The following is a 14030-nucleotide window of genomic DNA, read 5'->3' on the forward strand; positions in this document are numbered from 1 at the left end:
ACGGTGAATTCCACCGATTCACGGGAAACATCAATGGGCCACAGGTGATTTCATTCATCTGTGCCTGCGGTAGTTGCCCGCGAACCCGCTGAGTCAGGGCTGCAGGATGATCTTGCCCATGGGGGAGCGCTCCTCGATGAGTTGGTGCGCCTTTGCCGCCTGGTCGAGTGGTAGCACCGAATCGACAAGGGGAGCAAGCGTTCCGGTGGCGGCTCGGTTCAGGACCGCGGGGCGGGCTCGCGCGACTTCGGCGAGCCAGTTCGGTCCGGCGCAACCGGTCAGGGTGAGGCCGCGGGTGATCAGGTCCATGGCCGAGACCTGGGCGGGAGCGCCGGAAAGCCAGCCGTAGCTGAGCATTCGGCCACGCAGCGGGGTCATGATATCGAGCAGCGCGAGCGCGCTGGTGCCGCCGATCGAATCGAAGACGACGTCGAGCGTTGTGCCGCCCAGGATTTCGGACAGCAGGGCGGGCCAGTCCGCCGCATTGTGGTCGATGACCTCGTCCGCACCCAATTCCCTTGCTCGCGCACACTTTTCGGGACCGCCCGCGGTTGCGATGACACGCGCCGCGCCGAATTCCTTGGCGAGCTGGGTGAGTGCGCTGCCGACTCCGGTTGCGGCGGCCTCGATCAGCACGGTTTCGGTGCCGGTGAGCGCCGCCGTCTCGAGTAGCGGCAGTGCCACCGAACCGTTCATCAGGACCGCGACCGCGTCGGCCGATGGCAGGCCGTCGGGGATCGGGGTCGCGGAAGACGCTGGCGCGGAAACGAATTCGGCGTAGGAGCCGAAGCCGACGGTATCCACCGCGACGCGTCGGCCGATCAACGCAGCGTCGACCCCGGCTCCGGCCTCGATGACCACACCGGCCGCCTGGAAGCCGAAGACCACCGGTGGCTCGACCGGCATCGGGAACTCGCCCGAGCGCAGTTTGGTCTCCGGGAACAGCACCGGTATCGCCTCGGCGCGGATCACCAGCTCGCCCGGGCCGGGGTGCGGTGCCGGAACGTCCTGGGCGACCAGGACCTCGGGTCCGCCTACGCCCGTCATTACGATTGCCTGCATCAACAACTCCATAACTTGACTGTCGGTCCAGATGTCTCTGAAACAATGTGGACCGGCGGTCAACTTGTCAATGAAGGTGGTGGAATGACCGACGAACGTCCGAGGGAACGCGCGGATGCCGCACGCAACCGGCAGGCGATATTGGCCGCGACCGCCGCGCTGCTCGCCGAACACGGTGCCGACGCGCTCACCATGGATCGGGTCGCGGCCGCGGCCGGGGTCGGCAAAGGCACGATCTTCCATCGCTTCGGCAATCGCGCCGGATTGCTGCACGAGCTGATCGCAGAGGGCACATTCGCGCTGATGGACGCCGTCCGGACCGGGCCGCCACCGCTCGGGCCAGGGGCGCCAGCCGGGGAGCGGCTGGTGGCCTTCTTCGAGGCATTCGTGCGATTGATGACCGACAACATCGAGTTGACGGTCGCCTACCTACAGGGCCCACCGCATCCACGGGCCGCCGAGATCCACGAATTCTGGGACGCGCATATCGTCGCGCTGCTGCGGGAGGCCCGCCCGGATCTGGATGCCGAGGTGGTCGGCAGGCTGCTGCTCGGCGCGTTGGGCGGTGAACAGGTGCCGCGGCTGGCGCGTGCGGGGGAGACCGCTCGCCTGCTCGCGGCGGTACGTCAGCTGGTCGAATCGATGCTGCGCGCGCCCTGATCCCGCGCCAGGATCGCGTCGAAACGTTGATCGGCGCTATCGAGTTGGTGCAGGATGCGGCGTTTGACGTGCTCGGCAAGCGGCGTGTCCTGGCGGGTTACGAGTTCGCGATAGATATCGGTGAGCGGACGATATTTGGTGGCGAGATTGCGCATTGCCGGACTGTCGGCATAGAGGATGCCGACACCGTTATCGGTGAAATCGGAGAGCTTGACGATGCGCGCCCACGGCGCGCGATCGAGATTGGCCGCGACATGCTCCCGGTATTGCTCATGCCGATCGACAGCCGGATCCGGTTCGGGATTGGTGACCGCGGCGACGAGTTCGGCGACGCGGGCTCCGAATCGCGCGGAAAGTTCGGCGAGTGCGCCATCGGTCGGCGAGCCGGGCCGGGCTCCGGCGAGTTCCACGGGATGATCCTCGACCGAATCGTGCAGCAGTCCGGCCGCGATGACATCCGGGTCACGCACCTCGTAATGGCTGACGATCCGAATCGCGACGCGCAATACATGGCTCAAATATGGTTCGCGGCCGTAGCGATCGTCGCGATGCAGTTCGGTGGCCAGATCCAGCGCCGCGGTGAGACGCTCGGCGTCGGATAGTTCGGCGATTTCGAAAAGGAGTCGTTCACGCAGTCCGGATTCGCCGTAGACCTCGCTGATCGTATGTAGCGGCATCACGGCCAGAACCCCCGCCCCAGGATTGCTCATAACGCCAATCTATCGGGGCGGGCCGGTCGGCGCTGTGCTCTGGAGCACTGTTCATCTCGATTGCCCGCAAAATAATCCGTTGCCGCTCGCAGACGGCCGTGGTCTCCTGGAACGCACGCGAGGCGGACTGGAGGTGAATGTGGCCACGCAATACGCACGGCCGCGCCCCGGTTCGGCCACCGACAATATGTTGAAACTGCATCGGCGCACCATGGTGCTCGATGGGCGGATGTACACGGTGCTGAGCCTGCGCCCCGGCAGCGATTTCCGATTCGCCACCAATCGTTTTCACGACACCTGGCATGTGCTCTCCGATTGGCGCGGCGCGCGGGTGCTCGCCCGACTGCTGTGGGGACTGGCCTATCAGCGGCGGCCGGGCACGCTCGTGGTGATCGATCCGGCGCATCTGGATCCGAATCCGTTCGACGCCGCGCCCTCGGATCCGATTGTGCTGGTGCCCTCGGATCTGACCGTATTCACCCGCGCCGCCGCCATGGGCCTGCGCAGACGGCTGCCGTTCCGCGATGGTTCGCAGGGGACCGTCCGCTGGCAGACCTTCGGCCTGGATGCCGCGGTGGCGGAACTGCGGGAGTGGCGGGCGAAGGGGCCGGGCGAGCGGGACTGGAATTTCGTCGATATCCCCACCGGATGGGAGCGTGTCGATCGTATCGGCGGCCTGGTGACGATCTTCGGAGCGGCCGATCAGCTACGTTCGTGGGGGACCATGCTCGCGACGCTCGGCACTTATGCCTACTACGGCATGGACTATGAGTACCTGGATGAAGACCGCAACGGTGAGGTGCAGATCTTCCGGCACTACCGCCGGGATGTGAATGTCGCACGTCAGGCCCGCGCCGAGGTGCTGGCCCGACTGGGCGGGTGCGTGCCGACGGAAGAGGTCCAGCAGGCGATCTGGTCGCATGCCGCGACCGTTCGCCGACGTCGTTTTCCGACTCCGGAACAACGCGCTACCCCGGAGCCGCTCGCGCCGAACTGATCATGCGAAGAGGCAGCGCCGCAGCTGTCGCGGCGCTGCCTCTTCGGTGCGGCTATTTCGCCTGCGGAACCAGCGTGTTCTGCCTGGCCGCAGTCCACCACCGACCGTTCCTGCACCAGGACGTACAACGCGATCATGGCGTGATCGATATCGATCAGTGCACCCTCGGCAGTCGTCGCACGCGCGAGCTTGTGCGCGATCGCGATATCGGGCCGCAGGAAGACAATGTCGGCGACGTCGTAGCGCGTCACTCAGCGGACGCCGCGCGGCCGGAACTGAATGCTGATCCGCGGGCCGGTCGGCCTGCGCGTCTTCGGGACCGCATGCTCCCAGGTGCGCTGGCACGAGCCGCCCATCACCAGCAGATCGCCGTGGCCGACCTGATATCGAATGCTCGCGCCGCCCCCGCGCGGTCGCAGCAGTAGCGCTCGCGGCGCACCGATCGAAACGATGGCCACCATGGTGTCGTCGGTCGCCCCGCGTCCGAAGGTATCGCCATGCCAAGCCACGCTGTCGCGCCCGTCGCGGTAGTAACACAGCCCGGCGGTGCGGAACGGCTCGCCGAGTTCGTCGTGGTAGTGCGCATTCAAAGCCGCCCGCGCCTCATCCAGCGACGGGTCCGGCAGCGTCGCATCCTCCTCGTAGAAGTGCAGCAGCCGCGGCACATCCACTACCCGGTCGTACATCGGCCGCCGCTCCGCCTGCCACGGCACCCCGGCTACCAGCCGCTCGAACAGCACATCCGCCCCCGACAACCACCCGGGCAGCACATCGATCCATGCGCCATGGCTCAATGTCGTCCGTCGTATGCCCGTCAGGCCTCCGACCTCGATCTCGCCGAATCCGTCGAGCAGCGATCCTTGCAGCGGTGTCGACATGCCGCCGAATCTACGCCAGCTCGAACGTATGTGCTAGCGAGAAACGGTCATCAATTCAGTTCTTGGTGACGATGTCCTTGGCGATATCGATGGCGGCGGCGTAGCACTCGTCATCGGTGAGCGGGAGATCACCCATCATGGCGGTGCTCCAGCTGATGGCGAGGAGGGCTTCGCGGGCGCGGAAGACAGCGAGGGGCGGATGGTCGGGACCGGCCATGAGGTCGGCGAGGACACGGAATTGGTAGCGCATGCTGGAACCGAAATCGAGCTGACGGAAGGCGGGCTGGTTTTCGTGCCAGAAGCGCACCATCGGCCGGCCGATGCCGTGGAGTAGGGCGCCGTAGCGGGTGAGGATTTCGTCGGCCCGGTCCGGGCCGGATGGTGTGCTCTCGGCCCAGGTCACGATGTCGTCGATGCCCCGGCGCAGGTCGTCGGAGAGGCTGACGACGATGTCCTCCTTGGTGCGGAAGTGGTAGTAGAGCGCGGCCTTGGTGACGCCGAGGCGGTCGGCGATCTCGCGCAGGGAGGTCTTCTCGTAGCCGCGCTCGGAGAACAATTCCATTGCGACCGAACGAATGCGCTCACGCGTATCGCTGCGACGTCCGTCCATGGCGTCCTTTCCATTTTTGCTTGACGACCGGCTAGCAGAAGCCTGGCATCCTCGCTGTAACCGGATTACTAGCCGGTCGGCAAGTTAACTAATGGGAGGCAGCAATGACCGAAACGCATCCGGCGGTGCCGAGGGCGGGTGTGGCGTTGACCGCGATCGGAGTCGCGGTGATCCGAGCCGCGGAATCCGCGCGGCCGGACCGGCTGTACGACGATCCCTTCGCGCGGTTGTTCGTCGATGCCGCGCGCCGCGCCTACGACCACGTCGACCGGGGCGCCGAGCGCTGGGCGCGGCTGGAACAGGTCGCGGAGATGTTCTTCGAGGGCCGCACGGTCGGTGTCCGGCTCGTCGATGACCGGGTCGCCGAGGCGATCGAACAGGGGATACGCCAGATCGTGCTGATCGGCGCGGGCCTGGACACCAGAGCATTTCGGATGCCGCTGCCCGCCGACGTGCGAGTGTTCGAGATCGATCTGCCGGAGCTTTTCGCATTCAAGGAGCCCGTCCTCGCCGCGGCGCAGGCGGTACCGCGCTGTGAACGCGTCGTGCTGGCTACCGATTTGCGCGAGGACTGGGCAAAGTTGCTCGGTGAGTACGGGTTTCGGCCGGAACTGCCGACGCACTGGGTGGATGAGGGCGTCCTGGGCTATCTGACCCACGAATACGCGCTGCACGTGGTCACCACACTGACCGAATTATCCGCTCCGGGAAGCCGTTTCGGCGTCAGCCGCTTCGCCGTCGACGAAAATGCCCGACCCTATGCCGAACTCAAACGGCTGGTCCGTGGCGATGAGGGGGTGGACCGGCGCACCGGCCTCGGGGCCGATGCCAGAACCTGGCTGGACGAACACGGCTGGCGCACCGAATTCCACAGCTGGGACGATATGGTCGCAGCCTTCGGCCGGCCGGTGGCGTTGCACGATCCGGAGATCGGAGTCGTTGTCGCGGTACGTGAGCCCTGAGGGCGTCGATTGCGCCGCGCTGCCCGGAATGCCCGAAGCATCCGAAACGTGCCGGCGACCCGGCGCGCCGGGCTCGGGTGGCCCCGCTCACAGCGGGATATGCCTGGTTAAAGCCGTGCAATCGGCGCTGCTAGGCTGCATGCCGTAAGACATCCTTTAACGGACCGTCCGGTGAGGCGGGGAAGGAGGTCGGCATGGCCGTGCCCGAGGAACGGGCCGTCAAGTCCGGCGCTGCCGAAACGTCGCAGCGACACACCCCGGAGTGGGTGAGCGCGGGACGTGAGCTGTTGTCTCCTTCCGACGTCGGCCGGACCATCGCGCGCATCGCGCATCAGATCATCGAGAAGACCGCCCTGGATTCGGGCGAGCCGAACGCACCGCGCGTGGTGCTGATCGGCATTCCCACCCGCGGCACCACGCTCGCCGCGCGGCTCACCGACAAGATCGAGGAATTCTCCGGTGTGCGCCCGGCACTCGGCTCGCTCGACATCACCCTCTATCGAGATGATCTGCGCAGCCGCCCGCACCGCCCGCTGGAGCGGACCTCGGTGCCCGATGGCGGTATCGAAGACGCACTGGTCGTGCTGGTCGATGACGTGCTCTTCTCCGGCCGCACCGTCCGCTCCGCCCTCGACGGCCTGCGCGATCTCGGCCGCCCCCGCGCCGTCCAACTCGCGGTGCTCATCGACCGCGGCCATCGCGAACTGCCCATCCGCGCGGATTTCGTCGGCAAGAACGTGCCGACCTCGCGCAGCGAGGACATCTCCGTACTGCTCACCGAACACGACGGCCGCGACGGCGTCTACTTGCATCAGGAGGAAGCGCAGTGAACCGGCTCGCCGGATCCGACCCCGGCCTCGACCAGCGCATTCGCGGTGGTCGCGTGGTGCGGGAGGTGGCGGCGTGAAGCATCTGCTGACGGTGACCGACCTGAGCCGCGCCACCGCCACGGAACTGCTCGACGAGGCCGAACGCTTCGAGCAGGCACTGCTCGGTCGCGAGGTGAAGAAGCTGCCGACCCTGCGCGGACGCACGGTGATGACGGTCTTCTACGAGAACTCGACGCGTACCCGGGTGTCCTTCGAGGTCGCGGGCAAGTGGATGAGCGCCGACGTGATCAATGTCAGCGCCAGCAGCTCATCGGTGTCCAAGGGCGAATCGCTGCGCGATACCGCGCTCACCCTGCACGCCGCCGGTGCCGATGCGCTGATCGTTCGGCATCCGGCTTCCGGTGCCGCACACCAGATCGCGCGGTGGATGGATGCCTGGGCGTCGGCCGAGGGCCGCTCCGGTCCGGCGATCATCAATGCGGGTGACGGCACCCATCAGCACCCGACCCAGGCACTGCTCGACGCGTTGACTCTGCGGCAGCGTCTCGGCGATATCGAGGGCAAGCGCGTCGTCATCGTCGGCGATATTCTGCACAGCCGGGTCGCGCGCTCGAATGTCTTCCTGCTGAACACCCTCGGCGCCGAGGTGGTACTGGTCGCGCCGCGCACGCTGCTGCCGGTCGGCGCGGAAACGTGGCCGGCGCGTATCTCGCACAGCCTGGACGCCGAATTGCCCGGTGCGGACGCGGTGCTCATGCTGCGGGTGCAGCAGGAGCGGATGAACGGCGGATTCTTCCCGTCGGCCCGCGAATACTCGGTCAACTACGGGCTGTCCGAGCGCAGGCTCGCGATGCTGGACGCGGACGCGGTGGTGCTGCACCCCGGCCCGATGCTGCGTGGCATGGAAATCGCCTCGCCCGTGGCGGATTCATCGCAGGCGGCGATCCTGCAACAGGTGACGAACGGAGTGCATATGCGGATGGCCGTACTGTTCCGACTGCTGGTCGGTACCCAGGAGGCTGCCGCATGAGTCTGCTGCTCGAGGGGGTTCGGCCCTACGGCGAGGGCGAGCCGGTCGACGTACTCGTGCGCGACGGCGTGATCGCCGCCATCGGCACCGATCTCGATGCCAGCGAGGACACCGAGGTCATCGACGCGCGGGGCCAGATCCTGCTGCCCGGGTTCGTCGATCTGCACACCCATTTGCGCGAGCCGGGCCGCGAGGACACCGAGACCATCGAAACCGGTTCCGCCGCAGCGGCACTCGGCGGGTACACCGCGGTCTTCGCCATGGCCAATACCAATCCGATCGCCGATTCGGTGGTCGTCACCGATCACGTGTGGCGGCGCGGCCAGGAGATCGGCCTGGTCGATGTCTATCCGGTGGGTGCGGTCACCGTCGGCCTCGAGGGTAAGCAACTCGCCGAAATGGGCACCATGGCCGCCGGAGTCGGCGCGGTGCGCATGTTCTCCGATGACGGCCACTGCGTCTACGACCCGCTCATCATGCGCCGCGCCCTGGAGTACTCGAACTCCCTCGGCGTATTGATCGCCCAGCATGCCGAGGAGCCGCGCCTGACCAAGGGCGCTGTCGCACACGAGGGTCCGACCGCGGCCCGTCTCGGCCTGGCCGGTTGGCCGCGCGCCGCGGAGGAGTCGATCGTCGCGCGCGACGCCTTGCTGGCCCGCGACGCCGGTGCCCGCGTGCACATCTGTCACGCCTCCACCGCCGGCACCGTCGAACTGGTGAAATGGGCCAAGGCGCAGGGTATTTCGATTACCGCCGAGGTCACCCCGCACCATCTGCTGCTCGACGATTCGCGCCTGGAGACCTACGACGCGGTCAATAAGGTGAACCCGCCGCTGCGCGAGGTCTCCGATACCGTCGCGCTGCGGCAGGCGCTGGCCGAGGGCATCGTCGACTGCGTCGCCACCGACCATGCCCCGCATGCCGAACAGGACAAGTGCTGCGAATTCGCCGTCGCCCGCCCCGGCATGCTCGGCCTGGAGACCGCGCTGTCGATCATCGTGCAGACCATGGTCGAACCCGGTCTGCTGGACTGGCGCGGCGTCGCCAGGGTGATGAGCGAGCGTCCGGCCGAGATCGTCGGACTCGACGGGCACGGCCGCCCGATCGAGGTCGGCGAACCGGCCAACCTCACGCTGGTCGATCCGGATGCGACCTGGACCGTGCGGGCCGCCGAGCTCGCCAGCATTTCGAACAACACGCCGTTCGAAGATATGACGTTCCCGGCTCGGGTGACAACGACGTTGCTGCGAGGCCGGGTAACCGCCCGTGAGGGCAAGGCGGTGGGAGGTTCGTAGTGGAAAGAACGCTCTGGGTGGTCGGGCTGCTCGTACTGTTCGCCCTGTGCATCTGGCTGATGTATCGAGGCTGGCAGAACCGGGCCGCACGCCAAGTGGCACGCATCGGCGAACTACCGCATGTGCCGGGTGATCTCGGCGCCCAGGTGCTGGAGCCGACCACCGGGCTGTATCTCGGCAGCACCATCGCGCCCAGCTGGCAGGACCGGATCACGGTGGGCGACTTGGGTTTCCGGGCCACGGCGGAACTCACGCGGTTCGAACGGGGGATTCTGCTCGAGCGCGACGGTGCGACGGTGCTCTGGATTCCGCAGGAATCCATTACGGCCGTGCGGACCGAACGCGGACATGCGGGCAAGGTGATGACGGAAGATGGAGTGCTGGTAATTCGCTGGAAGCTGCCGACCGGAACCGAGATAGATACCGGTTTCCGAGGTGACGACAAGACGGTGTACCCGGCGTGGGCCAGGGCGATGACGGGAGACGACGAATGAATGCAGGATCGCGCAGCGATTCGATGGGGGGCGGTGGCCGGGCGGCGGGAGGGCGGCAAGGAGCAGCGGCTCTGGTGCTCGAGGACGGCCGGGTTTTCCGCGGCACGGCCTTCGGCGCGGTTGGCGAAACACTCGGTGAGGCGGTGTTCTGCACCGCGATGACCGGGTACCAGGAGACCCTCACCGACCCCAGCTACCACCGCCAGATCGTGGTGGCCGCGGCCCCGCAGATCGGCAATACCGGCTGGAACGACGAGGACGACGAATCCGGCAAGATCTGGGTCGCCGGCTACGCGGTCCGCGACGCCTCGCGGGTCGCGTCGAACTGGCGCTCCACCGGCACCCTGCAGGACCAGCTGGACCGCCAGCACGTCGTCGGCATCGCGGGCATCGACACCCGCGCGTTGGTGCGCCACCTGCGCACCCGCGGTTCGATGAAGGCGGGCATCTTCTCCGGCGCGGCGTTGGCCGACGCCGATGAATTGCTGGCCCGCGTCAACGGCCAGCCCTCGATGCTCGGCGCCGACCTGGCCGAAGAGGTCAGCACCGACGCCCTGTACACGATCGAACCGAGCGGCGACCGGCGCTTCACCGTGGTCGCGGTCGATCTCGGCATCAAGACCAACACACCGCGCATGTTCGCCCAGCGCGGTATGCGGGTGCACGTGGTGCCCTCGACCGTCACCGTGGACCAGATCCGGGAACTGAAGCCGGACGGCGTCTTCCTGTCCAACGGTCCCGGTGACCCGGCCACCCAGGACGGTGCGGTCGCGATCACCCAGGGGGTGCTGGAGCAGGGCCTGCCGCTGTTCGGCATCTGCTTCGGCAACCAGATCCTCGGCCTCGCCCTCGGCCGCAAGACCTACAAGATGAAGTTCGGCCACCGCGGCATCAATATCCCGGTCGTCGAGCACGAGACCGGGCGGATCTCGATCACCGCGCAGAACCACGGCTTCGCGCTGGAAGGTGAGCAGGGCGAGCAGTTCGACACTCCGTTCGGCAAGGCCGAGGTCAGCCACATCTGCGCCAATGACGGCACCGTCGAGGGCGTCCGCCTGGTGAACGGCCGCGCGTTCTCGGTGCAGTACCACCCGGAGGCTGCCGCCGGACCCCATGACGCCGCCTATCTCTTCGACCGTTTCGCCGGTCTCATGGAAGGAGCCTGATGCCTCGCCGCGAGGATCTGAAGCACATCCTGGTGATCGGCTCTGGCCCGATCGTCATCGGCCAGGCCTGCGAATTCGACTACTCCGGCACCCAGGCGTGTCGGGTGCTGCGGGCCGAGGGCCTGCGGGTATCGCTGGTGAACTCCAACCCGGCGACCATCATGACCGACCCGGAATTCGCCGATTCCACCTATGTGGAGCCGATTACCCCGGAGTTCGTCGAGAAGGTCATCGAAAAGGAGCGCCCCGACGCCATTCTCGCCACCCTGGGCGGGCAGACGGCGCTGAACACAGCCGTCGCCCTGCACGAACGCGGTGTGCTGCAGAAGTACAACGTCGAGCTGATCGGCGCCGACTTCGAGGCCATCCAGCGCGGTGAGGACCGGCAGAAGTTCAAGGACATCGTCGCCAAGGTGGGCGGCGAGAGCGCGCGCTCCCGGGTCTGCCACACCATGGAAGAGGTCCGCGACACCGTTGCGGAACTGGGCTTTCCGGTGGTCGTGCGGCCGTCGTTCACGATGGGCGGCCTCGGCTCGGGCATGGCCTATAACCATGAGGACCTCGATCGCATCGCGGGCGGCGGTCTTGCTGCCTCGCCCACCGCGAATGTGCTCATCGAGGAATCCATCCTGGGCTGGAAGGAATACGAACTCGAGCTGATGCGCGACGGCCGCGACAATGTCGTGGTGGTCTGCTCGATCGAGAACGTGGACCCGATGGGCGTGCACACCGGCGACTCGGTCACCGTCGCCCCGGCCATGACCCTCACCGACCGCGAATACCAGCGGCTGCGCGACCTCGGCATCGACATTCTGCGCGAGGTCGGCGTCGACACGGGCGGCTGCAATATCCAGTTCGCGGTGAACCCGGCCGACGGGCGCCTGATCGTCATCGAGATGAACCCGCGCGTCTCGCGCTCGTCCGCATTGGCTTCCAAGGCAACGGGTTTCCCGATCGCCAAGATCGCGGCCAAGCTGGCCATCGGCTACACCCTGGACGAGATCGTCAACGACATCACCAAGGAAACCCCGGCCTGTTTCGAGCCGACCCTGGACTATGTGGTCGTCAAGGCGCCGCGGTTCGCGTTCGAGAAGTTTCCTGGTGCCGACGCCACGCTGACCACCACCATGAAGTCGGTCGGCGAGGCCATGTCGCTGGGCCGCAACTTCGCCGAGGCCCTCGGTAAGGTGCTGCGCTCGCTGGAGACCAAGGCCGGGGGCTTCTGGACCCAGGCCGACGGCAAGTGGACCGATACCGAAGCCGTCCTGGAAGATCTGCGCACCCCGACCGAGGGCCGCATCTACCAGGTCGAGCGGGCGCTGCGGCTGGGTGCCAGCATCGAGGACGTCGCCAAGGCCTCCGGCATCGACCCCTGGTTCGTCGCCGAAGTGGCCGGGCTCGTCGAACTGCGCCGGGAGGTCATCGACGCACCCGTGCTCGACGAAGCGCTGCTGCGCCGCGCCAAGCACTACGGCCTCTCCGATCGCCAGATCGCCGCGCTGCGACCGGAATTGGCGGGTGAGACCGGCGTGCGCGCACTGCGGCACCGGCTCGATATCCGTCCGGTCTTCAAGACCGTCGACACCTGTGCCGCCGAATTCGAGGCCAAGACGCCCTACCACTACTCGACCTATGAACTCGACCCCGCCGCCGAGTCCGAGGTCGCGCCGCAGCGCGAGCGCGAGAAGGTGATCATCCTCGGTTCGGGCCCGAACCGGATCGGTCAGGGCATCGAGTTCGACTACTCGTGTGTCCACGCGGCGCAGACGTTGTCGCAGGCCGGGTACGAGACGGTGATGGTCAACTGCAATCCGGAGACCGTCTCCACCGACTACGACACCGCGGATCGGCTCTACTTCGAGCCGCTGACCTTCGAGGATGTGCTCGAGGTCTACCACGCCGAAACCGAGTCGGGCACCGTCGCCGGCGTGATCGTGCAGCTCGGCGGGCAGACCCCGCTCGGGCTGGCGCAGCGCCTCACCGACGCCGGTGTGCCGGTGGTCGGCACCAGTGCCGCCGCCATCGACCTGGCCGAGGACCGAGGCGAATTCGGTGATGTGCTGGTCGCGGCGGGTCTGCCCGCGCCGAAATACGGCACCGCGACCACCTTCGCGCAGGCCAAGAAGATCGCCGCGGGCATCGGCTACCCGGTGCTGGTGCGCCCGTCCTACGTGCTCGGCGGGCGTGGCATGGAGATCGTCTACGACGAGGCCTCGCTGGAGGGCTACATCTCCAGGGCCACCGAACTCAGCCCCGAACATCCGGTGCTGGTCGACCGCTTCCTCGAAGATGCCATCGAGATCGATGTCGACGCGCTCTGCGACGGTGACGAGGTCTACCTCGGCGGTGTGATGGAGCACATCGAAGAGGCAGGCATCCACTCCGGCGACTCCGCCTGCGCGCTGCCGCCGATCACCTTGGGCCGCAGCGATATCGAGGCGGTGCGCCGTTCCACCATCGCACTCGCCAAGGGCATCGGGGTCAAGGGCCTGCTCAATGTGCAGTACGCGCTCAAGGACGACGTGCTCTACGTGCTCGAGGCGAATCCGCGGGCGAGCCGGACGGTTCCTTTCGTATCCAAGGCCACTGCGGTGCCGCTGGCCAAGGCGGCCGCGCGGATCACCATGGGCGCCACCATCGCCGAACTCCGCAAGGAGGGCATGCTGCCCGCCGAGGGCGACGGCGGCCACGTGCCGCTCGACGCCCCGGTCGCGGTGAAGGAAGCGGTCCTGCCGTTCCATCGGTTCCGCAAGGCAGATGGCAGCGGCGTGGATTCGCTGCTCTCGCCTGAAATGAAGTCCACCGGTGAGGTCATGGGCATCGACGCCGATTTCGGCACCGCCTTCGCCAAGAGCCAGGCCGCGGCCTACGGTTCGCTGCCGACCGAGGGCACCGTCTTCGTCTCGATCGCCAACCGGGACAAACGCGCGATGGTGTTCCCGGTCAAGCGCCTCAACGACCTCGGCTTCCGGATCCTGGCCACCGAGGGCACCGCGGAAATGCTGCGCCGCAACGGAATTCCCTGCGAACAGGTGCGCAAGCATTCCGAGGACGGTCCGGCCGACCAGCCGACCATTGTCGAGCAGATCCGCGACGGTGAGGTCGACATGGTGTTCAACACCCCCTACGGCAACTCCGGGCCGCGCGTGGACGGCTACGAGATCCGTACCGCGGCGGTGGGCGTGAACATCCCGTGCATCACCACGGTGCAGGGTGCGGCGGCCGCGGTGCAGGGCATCGAGGCGAGCATCAACGGCGGCATCGGGGTGCGTTCGCTGCAGGAACTGCATTCGGTGCTGCGTGGCTGAGGCGGTGATGGACGACGGAGGTGCGGCG

At 67.1% G+C, this 14030-nt stretch carries 13 protein-coding genes; 9 read left to right on the forward strand and 4 right to left on the reverse strand.

Annotated features, from left to right (window positions below; all coding sequences use genetic code 11):
* Positions 1 to 93 precede the first annotated feature (93 nt).
* Positions 94 to 1062 carry a quinone oxidoreductase family protein gene (locus ACQP0C_RS15820; RefSeq protein WP_433733645.1) on the reverse strand — a complete coding sequence of 323 codons (969 nt, stop codon included), beginning with the start codon at positions 1060 to 1062 and terminating at the stop codon, positions 94 to 96.
* Positions 1063 to 1146: 84 nt separating this feature from the next.
* On the opposite strand from ACQP0C_RS15820, the gene ACQP0C_RS15825 reads away from it, so the two are divergent.
* Positions 1147 to 1722 carry a helix-turn-helix domain-containing protein gene (locus ACQP0C_RS15825; protein ID WP_433733646.1) on the forward strand — a complete coding sequence of 192 codons (576 nt, stop codon included), beginning with the start codon at positions 1147 to 1149 and terminating at the stop codon, positions 1720 to 1722.
* On the opposite strand, the gene ACQP0C_RS15830 is transcribed toward ACQP0C_RS15825, so the two are convergent.
* Positions 1689 to 2432: an HD domain-containing protein gene (locus tag ACQP0C_RS15830; RefSeq protein WP_433733647.1), complete on the reverse strand. Its 744-nt coding sequence runs from the start codon at positions 2430 to 2432 to the stop codon at positions 1689 to 1691. The genes ACQP0C_RS15825 and ACQP0C_RS15830 overlap by 34 nt on opposite strands.
* 139 nt (positions 2433 to 2571) lie before the next feature.
* Between ACQP0C_RS15830 and ACQP0C_RS15835 the strand changes: the two genes are divergently transcribed.
* Entirely contained in the window at positions 2572 to 3429 is an 858-nt protein-coding gene (locus ACQP0C_RS15835) for a hypothetical protein (protein ID WP_433733648.1), read from the forward strand.
* Between the two features lie 251 nt (positions 3430 to 3680).
* Here the strand turns inward: ACQP0C_RS15835 and ACQP0C_RS15840 are convergent, their stop codons facing one another.
* Both ACQP0C_RS15840 and ACQP0C_RS15845 read right to left on the reverse strand, forming a co-directional pair.
* Positions 3681 to 4307, reverse strand: coding sequence for an alpha-ketoglutarate-dependent dioxygenase AlkB (locus tag ACQP0C_RS15840; RefSeq protein WP_433733649.1), 627 nt, complete (start codon positions 4305 to 4307; stop codon positions 3681 to 3683).
* Between the two features lie 55 nt (positions 4308 to 4362).
* A complete protein-coding gene (locus ACQP0C_RS15845; RefSeq protein ID WP_433733650.1) occupies positions 4363 to 4917 on the reverse strand; it encodes a TetR/AcrR family transcriptional regulator in 555 nt (184 codons plus the stop codon).
* A 104-nt stretch (positions 4918 to 5021) separates the two neighbouring features.
* Here ACQP0C_RS15845 and ACQP0C_RS15850 point away from each other — a divergent pair, with 104 nt between their 5' ends.
* The 7 genes from ACQP0C_RS15850 to carB all read left to right on the forward strand — a co-directional run bounded on the left by ACQP0C_RS15850 (position 5022) and on the right by carB (position 14002).
* Positions 5022 to 5879, forward strand: a complete 858-nt coding sequence (locus ACQP0C_RS15850; protein WP_433733651.1) for an SAM-dependent methyltransferase — start codon at positions 5022 to 5024, stop codon at positions 5877 to 5879.
* Positions 5880 to 6073: 194 nt separating this feature from the next.
* Positions 6074 to 6709, forward strand: a complete 636-nt coding sequence (pyrR, locus tag ACQP0C_RS15855) for a bifunctional pyr operon transcriptional regulator/uracil phosphoribosyltransferase PyrR (protein ID WP_433733652.1) — start codon at positions 6074 to 6076, stop codon at positions 6707 to 6709.
* A 73-nt stretch (positions 6710 to 6782) separates the two neighbouring features.
* Positions 6783 to 7739, forward strand: coding sequence for an aspartate carbamoyltransferase catalytic subunit (locus ACQP0C_RS15860; protein WP_433733653.1), 957 nt, complete (start codon positions 6783 to 6785; stop codon positions 7737 to 7739).
* The gene (locus ACQP0C_RS15865; protein WP_433733654.1) at positions 7736 to 9034 is read left to right on the forward strand and encodes a dihydroorotase; all 1299 of its coding nucleotides are present in this window, start codon (positions 7736 to 7738) and stop codon (positions 9032 to 9034) included. Before ACQP0C_RS15860 ends, ACQP0C_RS15865 begins: the two co-directional genes overlap by 4 nt.
* On the forward strand, positions 9034 to 9528 hold the full coding sequence (locus ACQP0C_RS15870) for a transporter (RefSeq protein WP_354950864.1): 495 nt from the start codon (positions 9034 to 9036) through the stop codon (positions 9526 to 9528). Before ACQP0C_RS15865 ends, ACQP0C_RS15870 begins: the two co-directional genes overlap by 1 nt.
* 23 nt (positions 9529 to 9551) lie before the next feature.
* On the forward strand, positions 9552 to 10694 hold the full coding sequence (gene carA, locus ACQP0C_RS15875; protein ID WP_433734566.1) for a glutamine-hydrolyzing carbamoyl-phosphate synthase small subunit: 1143 nt from the start codon (positions 9552 to 9554) through the stop codon (positions 10692 to 10694).
* The gene (gene carB / locus ACQP0C_RS15880) at positions 10694 to 14002 is read left to right on the forward strand and encodes a carbamoyl-phosphate synthase large subunit (RefSeq protein ID WP_433733655.1); all 3309 of its coding nucleotides are present in this window, start codon (positions 10694 to 10696) and stop codon (positions 14000 to 14002) included. The genes carA and carB overlap by 1 nt, the downstream gene beginning before the upstream one ends.
* Positions 14003 to 14030 lie beyond the last annotated feature (28 nt).

Source organism: Nocardia sp. CA-129566 (assembly GCF_050956075.1).
Taxonomy (GTDB): domain Bacteria; phylum Actinomycetota; class Actinomycetes; order Mycobacteriales; family Mycobacteriaceae; genus Nocardia.

Excerpts from the sequence above, each read along its gene's own strand:
- ACQP0C_RS15820 (WP_433733645.1), bottom strand. The coding sequence starts at position 1,062 with ATGCAGGCAATCGTAATGACGGGCGTAGGCGGACCCGAGGTCCTGGTC.
- ACQP0C_RS15830 (WP_433733647.1), bottom strand. The coding sequence starts at position 2,432 with ATGAGCAATCCTGGGGCGGGGGTTCTGGCCGTGATGCCGCTACATACG.
- pyrR (WP_433733652.1), top strand. The coding sequence starts at position 6,074 with ATGGCCGTGCCCGAGGAACGGGCCGTCAAGTCCGGCGCTGCCGAAACG.
- ACQP0C_RS15825 (WP_433733646.1), top strand. The coding sequence starts at position 1,147 with ATGACCGACGAACGTCCGAGGGAACGCGCGGATGCCGCACGCAACCGG.
- ACQP0C_RS15845 (WP_433733650.1), bottom strand. The coding sequence starts at position 4,917 with ATGGACGGACGTCGCAGCGATACGCGTGAGCGCATTCGTTCGGTCGCA.
- carA (WP_433734566.1), top strand. The coding sequence starts at position 9,552 with ATGGGGGGCGGTGGCCGGGCGGCGGGAGGGCGGCAAGGAGCAGCGGCT.
- ACQP0C_RS15865 (WP_433733654.1), top strand. The coding sequence starts at position 7,736 with ATGAGTCTGCTGCTCGAGGGGGTTCGGCCCTACGGCGAGGGCGAGCCG.
- carB (WP_433733655.1), top strand. The coding sequence starts at position 10,694 with ATGCCTCGCCGCGAGGATCTGAAGCACATCCTGGTGATCGGCTCTGGC.
- ACQP0C_RS15840 (WP_433733649.1), bottom strand. The coding sequence starts at position 4,307 with ATGTCGACACCGCTGCAAGGATCGCTGCTCGACGGATTCGGCGAGATC.
- ACQP0C_RS15850 (WP_433733651.1), top strand. The coding sequence starts at position 5,022 with ATGACCGAAACGCATCCGGCGGTGCCGAGGGCGGGTGTGGCGTTGACC.